The organism is Devosia sp. YIM 151766, from assembly GCF_030285925.1.
In the GTDB taxonomy this organism is placed as follows: Bacteria; Pseudomonadota; Alphaproteobacteria; order Rhizobiales; family Devosiaceae; genus Devosia.
In genome coordinates, this window is record NZ_CP127251.1 from 2,323,996 (window position 1) to 2,341,864 (window position 17,869).

General features: G+C 59.5%; 17 protein-coding genes and 1 pseudogene. 11 read left to right on the forward strand and 7 right to left on the reverse strand.

All coding sequences use genetic code 11. The features are described from left to right. Positions 1-202: 202 nt before the first annotated feature. Entirely contained in the window at positions 203-394 is a 192-nt protein-coding gene (locus O9Z70_RS11390; RefSeq protein WP_286019241.1) for a helix-turn-helix transcriptional regulator, read from the forward strand. Continuing rightward, positions 391-861, forward strand: a complete 471-nt coding sequence (locus O9Z70_RS16275; RefSeq protein ID WP_353057796.1) for a helix-turn-helix domain-containing protein — start codon at positions 391-393, stop codon at positions 859-861. Before O9Z70_RS11390 ends, O9Z70_RS16275 begins: the two co-directional genes overlap by 4 nt. Here O9Z70_RS16275 and istB read toward each other — a convergent pair. Next, on the reverse strand, positions 804-1,532 hold the full coding sequence (istB, locus tag O9Z70_RS11395; RefSeq protein WP_286021956.1) for an IS21-like element helper ATPase IstB: 729 nt from the start codon (positions 1,530-1,532) through the stop codon (positions 804-806). The two genes, O9Z70_RS16275 and istB, sit on opposite strands and share 58 nt — an antisense overlap. Further along, positions 1,532-3,034: an IS21 family transposase gene (gene istA, locus O9Z70_RS11400; protein ID WP_286018323.1), complete on the reverse strand. Its 1,503-nt coding sequence runs from the start codon at positions 3,032-3,034 to the stop codon at positions 1,532-1,534. The genes istB and istA overlap by 1 nt, the downstream gene beginning before the upstream one ends. A 119-nt stretch (positions 3,035-3,153) precedes the next feature. Between istA and O9Z70_RS11405 the strand changes: the two are divergent. Beyond that, a pseudogene (locus O9Z70_RS11405) lies at positions 3,154-3,273 on the forward strand (integrase); the annotation flags it as partial. Positions 3,274-3,726: 453 nt separating this feature from the next. On the opposite strand, the gene O9Z70_RS11410 reads toward O9Z70_RS11405, so the two are convergent. The 5 genes from O9Z70_RS11410 to O9Z70_RS11430 are packed head-to-tail and all read right to left on the reverse strand — an operon-like array spanning position 3,727 to position 8,792. Next, entirely contained in the window at positions 3,727-4,710 is a 984-nt protein-coding gene (locus tag O9Z70_RS11410; RefSeq protein ID WP_286019246.1) for a Gfo/Idh/MocA family protein, read from the reverse strand. Further along, a complete protein-coding gene (locus O9Z70_RS11415; RefSeq protein WP_286022001.1) occupies positions 4,707-5,687 on the reverse strand; it encodes a Gfo/Idh/MocA family protein in 981 nt (326 codons plus the stop codon). The genes O9Z70_RS11410 and O9Z70_RS11415 overlap by 4 nt, the downstream gene beginning before the upstream one ends. Next, positions 5,687-6,904 carry an AGE family epimerase/isomerase gene (locus O9Z70_RS11420; protein WP_286019251.1) on the reverse strand — a complete coding sequence of 406 codons (1,218 nt, stop codon included), beginning with the start codon at positions 6,902-6,904 and terminating at the stop codon, positions 5,687-5,689. Before O9Z70_RS11420 ends, O9Z70_RS11415 begins: the two co-directional genes overlap by 1 nt. After that, a complete protein-coding gene (locus tag O9Z70_RS11425) occupies positions 6,901-8,121 on the reverse strand; it encodes an N-acetylglucosamine-6-phosphate deacetylase (RefSeq protein WP_286019256.1) in 1,221 nt (406 codons plus the stop codon). Before O9Z70_RS11425 ends, O9Z70_RS11420 begins: the two co-directional genes overlap by 4 nt. Continuing rightward, the gene (locus tag O9Z70_RS11430) at positions 8,049-8,792 is read right to left on the reverse strand and encodes a glucosamine-6-phosphate deaminase (protein WP_286019263.1); all 744 of its coding nucleotides are present in this window, start codon (positions 8,790-8,792) and stop codon (positions 8,049-8,051) included. The genes O9Z70_RS11425 and O9Z70_RS11430 overlap by 73 nt, the downstream gene beginning before the upstream one ends. Before the next feature lie 189 nt (positions 8,793-8,981). On the opposite strand from O9Z70_RS11430, the gene O9Z70_RS11435 reads away from it, so the two are divergent. From O9Z70_RS11435 to O9Z70_RS11470, 8 genes are all read left to right on the forward strand, one after another. Continuing rightward, positions 8,982-9,986, forward strand: coding sequence for a LacI family DNA-binding transcriptional regulator (locus O9Z70_RS11435; protein ID WP_286019269.1), 1,005 nt, complete (start codon positions 8,982-8,984; stop codon positions 9,984-9,986). Between the two features lie 248 nt (positions 9,987-10,234). Next, the gene (locus tag O9Z70_RS11440; protein WP_286019276.1) at positions 10,235-11,779 is read left to right on the forward strand and encodes an ABC transporter substrate-binding protein; all 1,545 of its coding nucleotides are present in this window, start codon (positions 10,235-10,237) and stop codon (positions 11,777-11,779) included. 8 nt (positions 11,780-11,787) lie between these two features. Next, positions 11,788-12,741 carry an ABC transporter permease gene (locus tag O9Z70_RS11445; RefSeq protein WP_286019282.1) on the forward strand — a complete coding sequence of 318 codons (954 nt, stop codon included), beginning with the start codon at positions 11,788-11,790 and terminating at the stop codon, positions 12,739-12,741. Beyond that, on the forward strand, positions 12,738-13,613 hold the full coding sequence (locus O9Z70_RS11450; RefSeq protein ID WP_286019289.1) for an ABC transporter permease: 876 nt from the start codon (positions 12,738-12,740) through the stop codon (positions 13,611-13,613). The genes O9Z70_RS11445 and O9Z70_RS11450 overlap by 4 nt, the downstream gene beginning before the upstream one ends. Next, on the forward strand, positions 13,610-14,602 hold the full coding sequence (locus O9Z70_RS11455; protein ID WP_286019304.1) for an ABC transporter ATP-binding protein: 993 nt from the start codon (positions 13,610-13,612) through the stop codon (positions 14,600-14,602). Before O9Z70_RS11450 ends, O9Z70_RS11455 begins: the two co-directional genes overlap by 4 nt. A gap of 71 nt (positions 14,603-14,673) precedes the next feature. After that, entirely contained in the window at positions 14,674-15,594 is a 921-nt protein-coding gene (locus O9Z70_RS11460) for an ABC transporter ATP-binding protein (RefSeq protein WP_286019310.1), read from the forward strand. Between the two features lie 17 nt (positions 15,595-15,611). After that, positions 15,612-16,412 carry an HpcH/HpaI aldolase family protein gene (locus O9Z70_RS11465; RefSeq protein WP_286019325.1) on the forward strand — a complete coding sequence of 267 codons (801 nt, stop codon included), beginning with the start codon at positions 15,612-15,614 and terminating at the stop codon, positions 16,410-16,412. An 8-nt stretch (positions 16,413-16,420) separates the two neighbouring features. Beyond that, the gene (locus tag O9Z70_RS11470) at positions 16,421-17,377 is read left to right on the forward strand and encodes an NAD(P)-dependent oxidoreductase (RefSeq protein ID WP_286019332.1); all 957 of its coding nucleotides are present in this window, start codon (positions 16,421-16,423) and stop codon (positions 17,375-17,377) included. Positions 17,378-17,869: the final 492 nt, after the last annotated feature.

Consider the following 17,869-nt stretch of genomic DNA (forward strand, 5'->3'; position numbering starts at 1 on the left):
CCTTATCGGCTAGGCCGCCTGTCCGGTCAAAATGGGGTGCGTTCCAATGACAAGCTGTATCGGCAGCAACTCGCCCTCTTGAAGGGTGCGAACCTGCTCCGCAAGACACGCAAGAAACGCCCCCTGATTTACTGCGTGTGACAGCCCCGGTCCGATCCAGTTACGTCCGTTGGTGAACGATCCGACTGGAAGTAATTCGACAATGACCGATGAGATCTGGCGGCTCCGCCGCGTCATGGCGGTAATCGGGATGAGCCGGAGCTGGCTCTACGAGGAAGTCGCGGCTGGCCGTTTCCCCGCTCCCCTGCAGCTTGGCCAACGCGCCATCGGCTGGCGCCGCTCGGAGGTGGAAAACTGGTTGGGGGGCCGTGTCCGCAAGGAGGGCAATCGATGAGTCAGGAAGCGTTGATCTGGCTTAACGGACTGCCTAAAGGCGAAGTGCGGCTCAAGCCAACCGCCAGACGTCTTCTCGAATGCCTGGCACTGCATCACCGCCATGAGACAGGGTGTTACATCTCGCAGGCGCGTTTGGCCAATGAAGCGGTGGTGTCGAGGGGCACCGTCAACAACTGCCTGAACATCCTCGAACGTGAGGGGCTTATTGCACGTGAGCGCAGAGGTTCACCGGCGCGAGGCGTGATGCAGACTACGCGCTATCACTTTCCCTTCGAATGTCAATCGGCACCGAACTTTGACCCCTTATCGGCGCCCAATATTGACCCCCTTATTGGATGGCTGTGGAGCGGGGCGGATGGCAGAGCTGGTCAGGGTTGCGGCGCTATCCGGCCCGCGGGGGCAGGATGTCAGATACGGTTTTTGAAGCGCCAGCTGTCGTTGCCGGTTTCGACGATATCGCAGTGATGGGTGAGCCGGTCGAGCAGCGCCGTGGTCATCTTGGCGTCGCCGAAGACGGACGGCCATTCCCCGAAGGTGAGGTTGGTGGTGACGATGACCGAGGTCTGCTCGTAGAGGCGGCTGATCAGGTGGAACAGCAACTGGCCTCCTGACTGGGCGAAGGGCAGATAGCCCAGTTCATCGAGCACGACGACGTCCTTGCGGCCCATATAGTCGGCCAGGCGCCCCTGCCGACCGGCGCGGGTCTCTGCCTCGAGCCGGTTGACCAGATCGACGACGTTGAAGAAGCGGCCTCGCGCGCCGTTGCGGATGCAGGCCCGGGCAATGGCGATCGCCAGATGGGTCTTGCCAGTTCCGGTACCACCGACCAGCACCAGGTTACGCTGCATGGCCAGGAAGTTGCCGGCGGCCAGATCGCGCACCAGGGTCTCGTTGATGCCAGTGCCTTCGAAGGTGAAGTCGTCGATGTCCTTGGCCAGGGGCAGCTTGGCGATGGTCATCTGGTACTTGATCGAGCGGGCCTGCTTCTCGGCGATCTCGGAGGTGAGCAGGTCCGAGACGATGCGAGCGGGCTGATGCTCGCGTTTGATCGCCGTGGCGATGATCTCGTCATAGGCGCTCTTCATGCCATAGAGCTTGAGCGTGTTCATGGTGGTCAGGATCTCGGAGCGTTCCATCATATTGCCCTCCTCAGGCTGTCGTAGCGGGAACAGTCGGCCATGGGCTCGACGCGGAGCCGGAGGGCCTGTGGGGTATTGAGGATGGTGACCGGGCTGCGGGGTTCGCGCTGCCGGGCCAGGATGTTGAGCACGATATCGGCGGAGCAGACCCCTTCACGCAGCGCCTCGGCACAGGCCGCCTCGACCGCCGGCAAGCCATCGCTGAGCACGGCGGTCAGGATGGTGACCATCTGCCGGCCCCCATCGGTTGCCGAGCCCAACCGGCGCCGGATCTTCTCGATGCTGGCCGGCAGCACCCAGTCCTTGAAGGGCGCGCCATTGCGCCAGGCGCCGGGCTTGCGCGCCAGCACCGGCACGTAATGCCAGGGGTCATAGACGGTCTGGTCGCGACCGAAGATGCGGGGATGTTCACCCACTGGCCTGCCGTCCTGACGCAGCTCGATCCGATCGGCATAGGCCCGGATCTCGACCGGTCGCCCCACCGCACTGGCCATCACCGAGTACTTGTTGTTATCGAACCGAACCAGGCAGGTCTTGGAGACCGAGGCCGTCACCGCATGGAAGCCGTCGAACCGGCCGGCATAAGGCACCAGACTGCCGCGCTCTGCCTCGAAGGCTTCCCAGATGGTCTGGTCGCGGAACTCGGGATGGCGATGCGCCCGGGCATAGGCAATGGTCTTGTCCAGCAGCAGGGCATTGAGCTCGTCATAGCTGCTCACGCGCAGGCGGGGCGTGAAGAAGCGCTCCCGCACCAGCCCGACCTGGTTCTCGACCTGGCCCTTCTCCCAACCTGAGGCGGGTGTGCAGGCCACAGGGTCGATCAGATAATGCCCGCACATCTGCAGGAACCGGCGATTGTAGACTCGATCCTTGCCCACCAGGATCGTATCGACCGCCGTCTTCATGTTGTCGTAGATGCCGCGCGTGCAGGTGCCCTTGAAGAAGGCGAAGGCCCGATCATGAGCGTCGAACACCATCTCCTGGGTCTCGCGTGGATAGGCCCGCACGAACAGCATCCGGCTATGGCAGAGCCGGACATGGGCGACCTTGACCGTCACCGTGGTGCCGTTGATCAGCACCACGTCGTGGCTCCAGTCGAACTGGTAGGCCTCGCCCGGCGCAAAGCTCAGCGGCACGAAGGCGGATGCAACCGTAGCGGAGCGATCCTGATCCCAGTTCCGGGCATAGCGACGAACTGCATCGTAGCTGCCCGAATAGCCCAGTCCCGTGAGTTCCTCGAACACCCGGATCAGCGTCAGCCGCTCACGCGCAGCCTTCCCTTCATTGGCCAGCAATAGCTTATCCAGATCCCCCTGCCACGGACCGATCCGGGGCAGCGGCTGCTTCTCACGCTCATAGGAAAAGCTCGTCTCACCCGACCGGATGATCTTGCGCACCGTGTTGCGCGCAACATGCAACTCCCGCTCAATCTGCTTGATGGACTTGCCCTGCACAAAATATGCCCGACGAACCCGTGCAATCGTATCCACGCACTTCATCCCCCAACCGCCTATCCCAAACCAAAGGACGGACAGTCTGCCTAAAACACAAAATGGGGGGTCAATATTGGACGCCGATTACCCCCGGTAAGGGGTCAAATTTGCATGCCGAAACACACACAGGGAATTTGCGGGCCATTCAAATCCTGCTTGGTCACAGCAAGATCGAGAACACGGTTCGCTACCTCGGCGTGGACGTCGACGACGCCCTATCGCTTTCCGAGGCAACGGAAATATAGCTATCACCGTCTTCGCCGACCGCCACTTTAAGACCGTCGGCGAAGCGCCCCATTCCAGTCGTTTCGACTGGGATATCGATATTCGCGGATGGGTATTACTGGTTGCAAGGTCAGGGCAGCGTCTCGCGAATGCACCCCATTAAGACGTTCACGCGACTCCGGTAAACTCTCAAAGCGGACCGTCAGGCTGTGTTCGCAAGCCAGGGAACCGCGCGCCATTCCAACTGCTGGATATGTGGGGCGGAATTGTATCGGGCGGGAGCCGCAAGCTTTAGACCAATTCTGGCGCGCATCTTGTCAGAGAGATACCTCGCGCCACTCGGGAAATCGGTGGTATCGATAGCTATGTGTTCTGCAGGTCTTGGGTTCCAGGCTTTCTTGACCATCATGGGTCCTTCGCTCATGACTAAACCCAAACGCTCCTCAAATCTGTGGGTGCAGACGGAGAACAGCTTAGATTGCATATTCTCTGCGGTTCAGATTTGCCAAGCTCACGGCCTCAACAATATCAATTAAGTGAGCGGCATATTGGCCATCGATGGCGACGGGGGCGGCGGTTTTTATGGCGGCACGCAGGGATTCCCACTGGCGGACCAATGCGTGGTGCTGGGCATTGGGTTCCGATGAATCGGGAACATGCTCCCATTTGTCGTTTTGGCCGATCATTACGCCGCGATCTGCATCCAGTTTGAGTGTTGCGCCTTCGCAGATGATGTCGATATCGACGGTGGGTGCTCCATTCGTGTAGCCGATGCTCTGCACCTGACCGAAAGCCCCATTGGCGAAGCGCAGAGAGATCAAAGCCGTGTCATCAACGGCTTGCTGATGCTGCAGGCTGGCACTGAGCGCACTGACGCCGTTTACGCGTGAGCCCATGAGCCACACCAGTGCATCCAGCATGTGAATGCCCGCTGTCATAAGCATTCCGCCGCCAGTTTCGGGCAAGAGGTGCCAATCGCGGCGATTGCCTTGCATCCAAGTCTTGATCATCCGGGCATTGCCTGCAACTGGCCTGCCATATCGTCCTGAAGCGATGATGTTTTGAGCCGTCATGATGTGTCGCATGAAATGCATGACATGGCCGACCGCCATGGTAGCGCCGGTTTCGGCAATCACGTCATTGATTGCCGCACAGGAAGCGGCATTGTGCCCGAGGGGCTTTTCGATAAGCAGATGCTTGCCGTTGCGGGCGGCTTCGATCGCCATTTTTTCATGCAAATGGTGCGGTGAGGCAATGACGACAGCATCAATTTCCGGATCAGCGAGCAGATCGTGATAGTCTAGATAGGCGCGACAGCTGAATTGCCTTGCAAACTCGGCGATTGCATCGGCGTCATTGCGACAGGCAGCCACCAGTTCAACGCCTTGTGCATCGGCTATCGCAATGGCATGAGCTGCCCCAAAATAACCTGCACCGATAATTCCTACGCGGATCACGTCTTTGCCCTTTCGTAGATGCGATCGATCAGGTCCATCGCTGTGCGGTAATCATGCAATGTGACCCCGGCACCTTGCCCCGCTTCGATGCGGTTGAGCGTGTCGCGCAGGAAATCACGATAGCGCAGGCCGGGTGGCGGCGAGTGGATTTCGTCGTTCCGGCCATCGTCAAGCGTTGCGCAGCGCGAGATTGAGCCATGGTCGTGCAGAACTGCATTGGTGGTGACCAGGCGAAGCTCGAAATCACCACCGGGGGCTAGCGTTGGAAATGTGTAGCCGGCTTCGAGGGTGAACAGCACTCCTGCCGCATCGCGCAAGACAACATGGGCGTAGTCCTCGACTGGCTCATCATGAATGGTGTTGAGGATCTGGGCGCTGATGATTTCAAGCGGGCCGGTTGCATGAGCAAGGATCAGGTCAACGCCGTGAATGCCAATATTTCTCAGAGCACCGCCGCCACTGATTTCCGGGTCGAGCAGCCAGCCAACGCCTTGATCGCGATAGCGTCGCGGACTGCCATTGACGATGCGGAAGTGCAGTTGAACAAGACGACCGGAGCGCCCCTCCGCCTCGAGCTGACTGCGTCGTTCCAGAACCGGGCTCAGCCGATGCCCGAACGGGATGGCAATATGGCACCCATGGCGTTCCGCCGCCGCGGCTATAGTGTCCAGATCTGAACTGGTCGGCACGGCTGGTTTTTCCAGCACCAATGTGGGCACGGTCTCGACAATGCGCATTGCCTGCTGCGGCACATGGAGTGGATGCCCCATCAGAATGGCGATGTCAGGCGCAGCGGCAAGCAGGGCCTCAAAAGACAGCGCTTCCAAGCCGTGTTGTTCGGCAAAGGAAATGGCGACCGCCTGATCCTCATCCCAGACGCCAATGACATGAGCACCAGCGTGCAGGGCAGCATCGAGATGCATTGCTGCGTGCCAGTGACCGACACCAAATAGAGCAATGCGCCATTTGGTTTGCATCAATTGCTTGCCCCGGTGGCGGCGATAGCACCCAGCAGGCTCAATGCGGTGTGATAGAGCGGATCGAGATCAGGTGTTGCTGGCGTTATGTCCACGGGACCAGACAGATCGCGGTTCTGAATGGAATATGGCGGCTGGCCCCGCCAATAGCTGGTCGTGAAGCGCTGGTCGGCCTCGGCCCAAATGTCCAGAAATCGCTGCTCGCCGCTCATGGCATAGGCATAGGCGGCAGACCGAATGGTTTCGGGTAATGTCCACCATGGATAGGTGGGGATGAGGGTTTCGCCAGTTGCAATTGAAGCGCCGATGGAGACGCCGGGGCCGCGGAAACCAAAGGCGGTGCAGCCGGCAAGCAGTTCGAGCAGCTCCGGAACAGCACTGGTTTCACCTGCTGCACGACAATGGGCCAGCGCAAAGCCCACAAACTCGATGGCATGACCGGGATTGGCAAAGTCTCCACCAATCTCATCGCTCAACACCTGACGCGATGTGTTCAAATGATTGTCCAGCACCTGACGGACAAAACGGCTGCCAAAGGCCGTATGTTCACCCAGATTCAGCCGGTGCAGAAGCGGGGCTGCGCCCAGAGCGATCATGCGGGGGCCGTAATTGGTCGCCTGAGCGGCGCAGGTGGATGAGTTGAATGCCTGCTTTTCAGCCATGATGAAACGGTCGCCTTCAATGGCGGCAATGCAGTCATCGAGATAATCGAGCCATGTGTTCAGCCTTTGCGGATCAAAGGCATGGGCTCCAGCAATCAGGCCCTTGGCTGCGAAAATATCGGAATAGGAGCGGAAACCGGTGCCGAGATGTTGTGGCAGGAGGTTGATGCCATCTGGCGACCAGGAGGGAACCATCGTCTTGTCATATATGAAATAGACGCCGCCATCGCGCTCAACCAGATCGGCCAATACGCCATAAAGCACCTTTGCACGATCCATGGCCTGTGCCGCCATCTCCGAGCCTTCGGGCAGCCATTGCGCATGGGCAATCAGCGCTTCCAGCCCGCGCCCCTGTATCCAGCCATAGATATAGCCGGGCGCTCGCAAACCGTCCGCATCGGTGAAGTCCTGCATGGTGATGCTGTTGATTTTCAACTCGATGAAAGGCGCGCGGGCAGTGTCGCGGCTCAAGGTCCACGCAAGCGCGCGGCGGTTCATATCCGCATACCGGGCGATTGCCGCGTCAATAAAAGCGGGTGGCGTGTGATGCGTCATTGGAAGCGCTTTCCATTTGCAACGATGTTCTGAATGTCCAGATTTGTTGCACCGGCTTGCCAGTTGAATGTGATGAGGTCTGCAGGTGAACCCACGGCAATGCGACCGGGCTGGCCCAATAGGTGGCCGGGATTACGCGTGGCGAGAGCAAGTGCTTCGTCCAGCGCGATGGCGGCCATTTGCGTGGCGATGGCGACGCATTGCGCCAGATTCATGCCCGATCCGGCCAGATAGCTGGTGCCCACTATGCCGAGACGACCCTCGGGCGTCAGCTCAAGCTCGCCGCCGACGCCACGGTAGCGGCCCGGCTTGAGACCAGCAGATGCGACCGAATCGGACACGAGGACGACCCTCTCTTGCTGTTTTGCACGCAGCATTGAGCGGAACACCGAGCCGGGAATATGGAAGCCATCGGCAATCAGGCAGGCCGTCAGGCGGTCGTCGTCCAGTTGGGCCCAGATGGGGTTGGGGTGACGCGGCAGATTGAGCGCTATGCCATTGCCAAGATGGGTCGACATTGTAGCGCCGGCATCAGCAGCACGCTGAATATCTTCCTCGCTGGCAGCGGTATGGCCAATGGAGACAATGACGCCGCGCGCGACCATATAGGCGATGATTTCGGCCGAATTTGTCCAATGCGGCGATAGCGTCACAAGCCCGACCAGGCCGCCGCTTGCAGCCTGCCAGGCATCAAATTCCTCGATAGATGGGGGCCTGACATGGTCTATGGGATGGGCGCCCCGTGGGCCGTCTTGGGGGGAAATCCATGGACCTTCCACATGGATTGCCGGAATGGCGTGAGCGACTTGCGGATCGGCTCTTCGGGCTTCGGCTACGGACGACAATCCCGCTAGCAGATCCTCACGCGAGGCAGTGACCAGCGTTGGCAGAAAACACAATGTGCCGACCTGCCGCTGTACCCTGACGAGATCGATCACGTTCTGGGAGGTGACGCCGGCGGCATTGATGTCGACCCCGGCATAGCCGTTGACCTGCAGGTCAATGAGGCCCGGCGCAATATAGAGATTATCCGGGCATGGGGAGGCGGGAGCCACCTCAACAGTGGTCACGAGGCCATTGTCATATGTGACCCGCAAGGGCTGGCCATTTTCTGGTGCCCGTCCGACCAATTCGCCCCGTTCACTCATCTGGGCTGAGACTCCGGTTCGAGAAACAGGCTGCAATTGGGATGGGTGCGCAAAATGCTTGCGGGGCATTCTGTAGTAATCGGTCCACTGAGGGCACGCTCTACAGCATCGCGCTTGGCTGCGGTCGGCACAACGCCGATCATGCGGCGGGCTTTCAGCAATGCCGGAATGGTCAGCGTCAGCGCTTCCGCTGGCACATCTTCCAAAGTCGCGAAACACCCGTCGTCCACCTGCTGCTGGCGGCAGACGAGGTCAAGGGTAACCCGCTTCACCAACATTGGGTCATTGAAATCGGCGACGGGAGGGTCGTTGAATGCAATGTGCCCATTTACGCCAATGCCAAAGCAAACAAGGTCAATGGGCCGGGCACTCAGATCCTTGGCATAGGCCGCGGCAACGTCATCAGCATTCCCTTCCGGCGAAATGAGATTGATGCTGCGAAAGGCCTTGGCATCGAAGAAGTGACGGCGCAGCCAATTGCCGAACCCTGCCGGATGGTCGGCGGGCAGTCCGACATATTCATCCATGTGAAATGCGTTGACGCGCGACCAGTCCACATCATCCAGCTTCAGGAGTTCCGTCAGCGTCCCTGCCTGGCTTGGCGCTGCTGCGAACACCACATTCGCACTATCCTGCCCGGCAAGGACATCGCGGACGGCATCGCCGATAGCGCGCGCCGCAGACACATCCATTGCCGCGCGGCTTTCGTGCAGCCTGATATCGATCGGTAGTTCATGCATCGAAGGGACTTTCGTATCGGTGTAATGCCGGCTGCGGCGGCGCAGAGTGGACGCGCCCGCAGCGGATCGTCCCTACTGGCTAATAAAGTATGCAACCGGTTGTCAAGGTCGTCATGACGAAACGGGATGAAAGGTTGCAACCGACCGCCATTTGCCTATTGTCCCAGTTGCGAATGTAGGGGCACGACAATGACAGCCAGAAGAAGGAAACGCCCAACCATTGGCGAAGTCGCCCTGGCCGCCAATGTAGCGCGCTCGACAGTTTCCCGTGCTTTCTCGCAGCCCGAAAGGCTGACGACTGAAACGGTGGAGCGCGTGCTGAGCGTTGCGAGACGGCTCGGCTACACGCCCAACCCGGTCGCACAGGCACTGAGCACCGGCCGCTCCCGCAATGTCGCCCTCATCGTACCGGACGTCGCCAACCCATTCTTTCCGCCCCTGATCCGTGCTGCACAACGGAAGGCCGAAGAGCATGAATTCTGTCTGTTTCTGGGCGATTCTGATGAAGACCCCGCCCGTGAGCAGCAACTTCTGGATCGTTTTTCCAACCAGGTGGAAGGGATCGTCATCGTCTCATCGCGCTTGCCTGACGAGGCAATCCGCGCCAGTGCCGCCCGCGTACCCGTGGTTCTCGTAAACCGTGACGTAGAGGCAATTCCGCGCGTCCTGATCGACAGTGGCGAGGGCGTGGAAGCCGCGGTCGAGCACCTGCACGGCCTTGGACACAAGCGCATAGCCTATGTGAGCGGCCCCACGGGGTCATGGTCCAATGCGCAGCGTCGACTGGCCCTGCGCCGAGCAGCAGACCGTGTGGGGGCGAAAGTAACCTCCGTGCCGGCAGCCAAGTCCACATATGATATTGGCAAGAAGGTGGTGAGCAAGCTGCTCGCAACGGATGCCACGGCCTGCATAGCCTTTGACGACCTGCTCGCCCAGGGGATACTGGCCGGCCTGGCCGAAGTCGGCGTCAATGTCCCTAAGGATTTCAGCGTCGTAGGGTGCGATGACGTTCTGGGATCAACCACAACACCAGCCCTCACGACGGTTTCCAATCACTGCGAGCTGACAGGCGAGATTGCCGTGACATTGCTGATGGACGGCCTCAGAACGCACGCAATACGCGATGCGAGACACGTTCTGGGCACCCATCTGGTCGAGCGCTCCAGCACCGGACCAGCATCAAACCGAACCTGAAATCCCGCATTCCATGGAACCGGTGAGTTTTATTTTCTAACGTTCCAGGCACCGATGAAGTATCAGTTTTGTTATATAATACATTAATTTCAATGCCTTATAGGGCAGCGCAACCCCACCACCACTAACCGAACGGCCTGTATTTTTGCATAATTGCACATGTTGACATGCAACCGGTTGCCCAGCATAGTCACCGATGTTCAAGGGCGCGTGGATAACCGTCGGCCCCGCAGAATAGGGAGCGCAAAATGACAATGACCATAAACCGGCGTCATATGATGATGCTGACCGCCGCAGGTGTAGGCGTTGCGGCATTGGGCGGCACGAATGCCGTCTGGGCACAGGATGGGGCCGTGCTGGCCTATGGCGAGTCCGGATCGTTCGTCACATTCAACCCATGGGCGCAGGTGCTGACCCAGTCCTCCACCGCCAATCAGGTCTTCTCACGGCTGGTCTATTCCGACCTCGACGGCAATCTGGTTGGCGATCTCGCCGAAACCTGGGCATTCTCCGATGACGGCAAAGCCATCACTCTGAAGCTGCGCCCTGGCGTTCTCTGGCATGACGGCAAGGCGCTGGTCGCTGACGACTTCGTGACCATGTACAGCTATCTCTCCGACCCCACCTATGAAGGCGATCAGGGCGTGGGCAAGATAAAGTCTCTGTTTGCACCGGTCACCGCTGTGGAGGCACCGGACGCATCCACGGTCGTCATCTCATTCTCCGCCCCGGTGCCCTACGCCACCGCGATCCTGGGGTATTTCTACGCAATTCGGTTCGATAGCGCCGAAGACACCGTCATGCTTCAGAATGGCCCGGTCGGCACGGGTCCGTTCAAGTTCGGCGAGCATGTGGCCGGCCAATATGCGACATTCACAAGGAACGAAGAGTATTTTGGTGACCAGGCCAAGCTCGACGGCTTCCGCTTCAGCCTTTATGCGCAGGGTTCCAACGTTTCGCCTAACCTGACTGCAGGCGAAGTGAACGGCATCCTCGTAGCCAATCAGGCCGAGGTGGAGGCGCTGCGCGCCAATCCCGATTTCAGCGTCATGCAGGTTCCAGTTGGCGCCCATGTGCTGATGGTCAACGCATCCAAGCCGCCTTTCGACAATCCGCTGGTGCGCCAAGCGCTTTCCTATTCGATGAACCGCGAAGCCTTCTCGGAAGCTGCACATTTCGGGTTGGAGGTGCCGACGGCATCGCCATTCTACGACGCAAACAGCATCGGCTATGCCGAAGAGCTGGTGAATGCCCACGCTTTCGATCTGGACCGGGCCGCCGCGCTGCTTGCGGAAGCTGGCGTCAGCGACCTCAAGCTCACCTACCCGGCGCCGAATTCGAACCCCAATTACGGGACCTATGGCGAGATCTGGCAGTCCGACCTGGCCGCAATTGGCGTTGACTTGCAGATCGAACGTGTGGATGCCGCCCGCTGGCGCGATATGGGCGCGGGCAAGGTGCCGGAAATTGACTTCGTGCCCTGGACCGTTGGGCGCTCACTGATCGATCCGTCGATCTTCTTTGCCGCCAACAGCCTCTATCGCGCCGTCAACCAGCGCTTCGGTTACGTCAATCCGGCATTTGAAGAGCTGCTGGTCAGTGCGGCAGTGGAGATCGATCCGGCCAAGCGCCGCGAGCTGTTCCTGCAGATCGGCCATGTCCTGCTTGACGAGTCGTGGAACATCGCCATGCTGTCAGACACCAAGGTCTATGTGTGGGACAAGAAGTTTGAAGGTCAGACCGCCGACCGTGGCGGCAACGTGTCCTTCGGCAACATCGCCCAGGTTGGATAATCTCCACCATGCTCCGCTATTGTCTGTCGCGTCTGGGTCAACTCGCACTCCTGCTAGTCATAGCATCTGTCCTCGTTTTTGCGGTTATCCAGAACGCGCCAGGCGATCCTGCTCTTATGCGGCTTGGCCTCGACGCCATGCCCGAGCAGGTGGAAATCGAGCGTGAGAGGCTTGGCCTCAATCGTTCGCTCCCGGAGCGATATCTCATATGGGTGACGGACGCGCTGAGGCTCGACCTCGGCGTGTCCTTCTCTTCAGGCCTTCCTGTCACTCGCGTTCTTGCCGATGCCCTTGGCCATACGCTGAAGCTGGCGGGCTATGCGTCGCTGATCGCGCTGATCCTGGGGACCACTTTGGGGATCGTTGCTGCGCTGAACAGAGGCAGGCGGATCGACTCCATCATCTCTGCAATCTGTTCTATAGGCCTGTCGCTTCCCGCCTTTGCATTGGGCACCATTCTCATTGTGATCTTTGCCATCACCCTGCGCTGGCTTCCCCCATCCGGGGTGGGCACTTCCGGCCAGTCATTTTTCAGCGCCCTGCGCTATCTCACTTTGCCTGCCATTACTTTGGCGACACCCTTCACAATGATCCTTACACGCTTCATGCGCGGCACGCTTATCGAGGTCATGTCTCAGGACTACATAACCACGGCGCGCGCCAAGGGCATTCCCATGAATGGCGTAGTCATCGGCCATGCCCTGCGCAATGCTCTGATACCGACAGTGACGGTAGCGGGCCTGCAAATCGGCTCGCTGCTAGCAGGGGCAACGGTGACAGAAACCGTCTTCTCCTATCCCGGCATCGGCAGGCTCACCATAGAAGCCGTGCAGGGACTGGATTACCCGGTGGTGCAGGCCGCATTGCTGCTGACCGCTGCCCTGTTCCTGATCAATACGTTCATCGTTGATCTTCTCTACGGCTTGATCGACCCCCGTATCCGGACGGGAGACAAAAAATGAGCAATTCTGCTTCTGCTCTCCCGGCAATGGATCTCCGCCGCTTTGTACAGATCGCGGGCCGCAATAAGCGGCTAGCCATCGGCTTGCTGGTTCTTGCCATTATCGTGCTTTTGGCCATTTTTGCCCCGCTGATTGCGCCATACAGCCCGATCCAGCAGAACCTCAAGCTCCGTCTTCAGGCTCCCTCATGGGGGCATCTGCTGGGCACTGACCATCTGGGACGCGATACGCTGAGCCGCCTCATATACGGGCTGCGTCCTTCGCTGATGTCGGGCGTCATGGCGGTCAGTCTCGCCGCCGTTCTCGGCACACTGATCGGCGTAACCGCTGGCTATGCCGGTGGGGTATTCGACGCCATTGTCAGCCGCATCTTCGACCTACTGGTCGCTTGGCCAGCAATCTTTATCGCTATCGGTCTCATTCTCATCGTGGGGCCGGGGCCAACCAGCGTCGTCATTGCCATTGCCCTCAGCGAATTGCCTGTGTTTGGCCGCGTGGTCCGAGCGGTGACGCTGTCCAATCTCAATGCAACCCATGTCGAGGTGGCCAAGTCCATGGGCGCTTCGGGCGGGCGGGTAATCCATCGCCACATTCTGCCATTCACCATCAACCCATTGATCGTGCAGTTTGCCATCAGCGCCCCGGCGGCAGTCGTGGCAGAGGCAGCATTGAGCTATCTGGGACTAGGCAGCCAGCCTCCTAATCCGTCACTGGGTATGCTGGTGAGTGATGCCCAACTGTACCTTTCGCACAGCATCTACAATGCGGTGTTCCCCATCATTGCCATTGCGTGTCTCGTGCTGGCGCTGACCCTGATCGCCGATGGCATACAGGATGTGCTTGATCCACGCCGGCGGAGGATCATGCGATGAGCGGACCATTGGTCAAAGTCGATAATCTCAAGGTCACGTTTCAGCACCCCGATGGCGACAAGGTTGCCGTCCGTGGCATCAGTTTTGATATCCATCGCGGTCAAAGCGTTGCTCTGGTGGGGGAATCCGGCTCGGGCAAAAGCCTGACCTCACTCGCCCTGCTGCGGCTGACGCCTTACGGCTCCTCGGTGAGCGCCGATATGCTGGGTCTCGAGGGTGCCGATCTGATGGCGCTCGACGAGAAAGCCCTGACATCCATTCGGGGTCGGCGCATATCGATGATTTTTCAGAACCCGATGTCCGCTCTGAACCCGGTGCTGACCATTGGCCGGCAGATCACCGAGTCGCTTCACCGCCACCTTGGTCTAAAGGGTGGGGTGGGACGCAGCCGCGCAATCGAATTGATGCAACTGGTCGAGATTTCCGACCCTTTGCGCCGCTTCAAGCAATATCCGCATCAGCTATCGGGCGGAATGCAGCAACGCGCCATGATTGCAATCGCGCTGGCCTGCAATCCTGACCTGCTGATTGCCGACGAGCCGACTACAGCGCTCGACGTCACATTGCAGGCACAGATCATGGCACTGCTCGCCCACCTGCAGGCCGAAATGGGCATGGCTATGTTGCTCATCTCGCACGATCTCGGCGTGGTTGCCGAAACGGCCAGCGTGGTCAATGTCATGTATGCCGGGCAGATCGTTGAGCGGGCGCCGACCCGGCAGCTTTTTTCCAATCCGCAGCACCCTTATACCCGCGCCCTCCTCAAGACGTTCCGCGATCTTGAATCGGCAACGGGAATGGACCTGACTCCCATCCCGGGCATTCCTCCCGCCCTTGGAAAGCCGATACCCGGATGCGCCTTCGCGCCGCGCTGTGCCCATGCGGTCGAGCGCTGCCTTTCCGAGTCTCCGAGACTGCGCGAAGTGGGTGAAAGCCATATCGCTGCCTGCCATTTCTCCGGCACCTTTGAGCAGGGAGTTTCAGCGTGAGTACGGGATCATCACTTCTCGAAGTTGAGGGGCTTGAAGTTCGCTATGGGCGCGTACGCGCTGTCGATGGCGTGTCCCTCTCGATCGGCGCAGGCGAAACGCTGGGCCTTGTCGGGGAATCCGGGTCCGGCAAAAGTACGATTGGGCGGTCGATCATCCATCTGGTGCCCAAGGCGGCGGGCCGGATTCTCATCGACGGACTGGAAGTCAATTCGGGTGACAGAGAGGCTCTGAGGAAGCTGCGGCAGACCACCCAAATGGTGTTTCAAGACCCCTATGGCAGCCTCAACCAGCGCATGAAGATCGGTGACATTGTTGCCGAGCCGCTTGAAATCAACCGGATAGGCACACGCAAGGGCCGTGCGGAGCGTGTACGAGAATTGCTTGATCTCGTGGGATTGCCGCTTGATGCAGCCGAGCGCCATCCGCATGAATTTTCGGGGGGTCAGCGCCAGCGCGTCGGCATAGCCCGTGCTCTCGCCGTCGAGCCACGCCTGCTGATCCTCGATGAGCCGGTCGCTGCTCTCGATATGAGCATTCAGGCTCAAATCCTGCAATTGCTGCGCACATTGCAGGAGCGGGCTGGCATCTCCTATCTGTTCATCGCTCACGATCTCAATGTCGTGCGCCATGTCTCCAACGCAACTGCTGTGATGTATCTTGGCTCCATCGTGGAGATCGGTCCGAGCGAAGAGGTGTTCAGTACGCCAAAGCACCCCTATACGCAGGCCCTGATCTCGGCCATTCCAGCGATCGACCCCAAAAAATCGCGCAACAGGCAAATCCTCAAGGGCGAAATTCCCAGTCCGGCTGATCCGCCGTCAGGATGCCGCTTCCGTACGCGCTGCGTTTTCGTGCGGGAGCGGTGCAGCCAGGAACGACCCCAATTGCGCCCGGCTGGTAAAGTCCAAGTCGCCTGCCATTTCTGGGAGGAATTGCAGTCCGCACCCTCTCGCCCCTCCATCACAGCAGATTTGGGCACCCCGCCCTAACAACACAGGAATTCGAAATGACAGGTCTTCGTTCGCGTCTGGATGCCGGCAAGGTCCAGCTCGGTCTTTGCGCCATGTATCCCTCTCCCGGCATCATTGAGCGGATCGGGCGGGACTGGGATTTTGTCTGGATCGACTCCCAACATGGGCAGCAGGATTATCGCGACATTCTTGAAACCATACGTGCCTGCGAGATTGCCGGAACAGGTTCGCTCGTGCGCGTTCCCTGGCTTGAGGCCGGCGCGATCGGCAAAGCCCTCGATGCGGGCTGCGATGGCGTAATCGTGCCCTGCATCGACACAATCGAAGAAGCAAAGCTGGCAGTGGATGCGGCAAAATTCCCGCCCTATGGCCGCCGGTCCTATGGCGCGCGCCGCCAGATCGACCTGCATGGCCGCACCTATGCCGACACGGCCAATCACGATCAGCTGCTGGTGGTGCAGATCGAGTCACCCGCAGCCGTCGATATTGCCGAGGAAATTGCAGCATTGCCCGGTGTTGATGCATTGATGATCGGACCTGACGACCTGTTGTTGCGCCGTGGCATTTCCATGAGCCAGCCGCGCTCACCGGACCTGCTGCGCAGCGACATGGAGCGCATTGCCACGGCAGCACGCAATCAGGGCAAGCTGGCCGTTGGCCTCGGCTTCGACACGGCCATGATCAATCTCAACCTTGAACTGGGCTATCAGTTGATCATCAGCGGGGGCGATGTCGGCTTTCTCGCGACCTCTTCAGCTGCTGCATCGGCGCAGGCGCGGACTGTGGTTGAAGGCGTAACTGTTACTGCCGCCAAGCCCGGCAACGGCCCTTACTGAGGTCAGGCATGAACACCGAAGGCTATCGCGTTCTCTGCCTGTGGGATGTCACGCTGTTTCCATCGGTGCTCGACCAGCTCAAAGCGGTCGCTCAGGTTGATATTCATCCGCCTGATCGGGAACTGGTAGCCGCAATTATCGGCAACTACGACGCCATTCTGGTGGCGCTCAGCGTGCCATTGGACCGCGAGCTCATCGCTCTGGCCACCAGAATGAAGACTGTCGTTACCCCAAGCACGGGGCTGGATCATCTCGACCTCGCAGCGCTTTCGGAGCGCGGCATTGCGGTGCAGAGTATAAAGGTCGAGTACGACCTGCTCGATCAGGTTTCAGCCACAGCCGAACTGGCTTGGGCGCTCCTCCTGGCCGCGTCACGCAAGCTACCTGCAGCCCACAATGCCGCCCTTGAGGGACGATGGGCCAGAGACGAATTTCGGGGCACCCAGATACGCGGCAAGACCGTTGGCATAGTCGGCGTTGGGCGTCTGGGCGCAATGATGGCCCGCTACGCACAGGCATTTGGCCTGCAAGTCCTGGGATGCGACCCCGCCCCGCGCCTTACGCTGGATTTCGTGGACTATGTTGACCTCGACACCCTGCTGGCACGCGCCGACATCATCAGCCTCCATGTCCATCTCAACGAAAGCACACGGCATCTGCTGGACCGCGCGGCCTTTTCGCGCATGAAAGAAGGGGTGACGCTTATCAATACCAGTCGTGGGGGCCTGATTGATGAGGCTGCGCTCGTCGAGGCTCTGGAGAGTGGCAAGGTAGGAGCGGCGGGCCTTGATGTGATCGACGGCGAATGGCGCACCGATCTTGACCAGCACCCGTTGATAAAGCTGGCACAGCAGCATCCGGGCGTCGTCATAAGCCCGCATATCGGCGGAGTGACCCTTGAATCGCAGTCCATAACCCTGAAATTCTCGGCCGACCGCTTGGCGCGCAGTCTAGCTGCCGGATAGAGGGTCGATAGATCCCAAATTTTTAGGCCGAGACCCAAAAGGGCGGGAGGTGGTCCCGTTTGAGCTTACCTCCGACACTAAGGCCAACTTACTCTCCGGGCTTGAATGTTGAGGTGGCAGTTCGATCACTTTGCCTTCCCAAGACACGTCGCAGTGAGTGCTACTTTTGGGATAATGGAGGCAGGATCGACCGGCGCGAAGGTGGCCGCCACCAAAAGTTGACTGTCGGCTACCGGCCCCAAAGAGGCCCTTGATGCCGTCGGACTCGGAGGATGTCGGCTTTCGTTCGACGATCACCAAAAGCGGACAGGCTGCTGCCGGCCCCGAATCTGCCGTTCGTAGAGTAGTGAATGAATGGCAAGTTTCAGGCGATGGGGAAACCACACGAAACGGCGACAATGGGTCGAAAGCAGAACAGCATCGGGACAGTAAACCGATCAAAACGACACATTTCACAAGCACCCAAGCAAAGACCAGCGATAGTTCGACTCC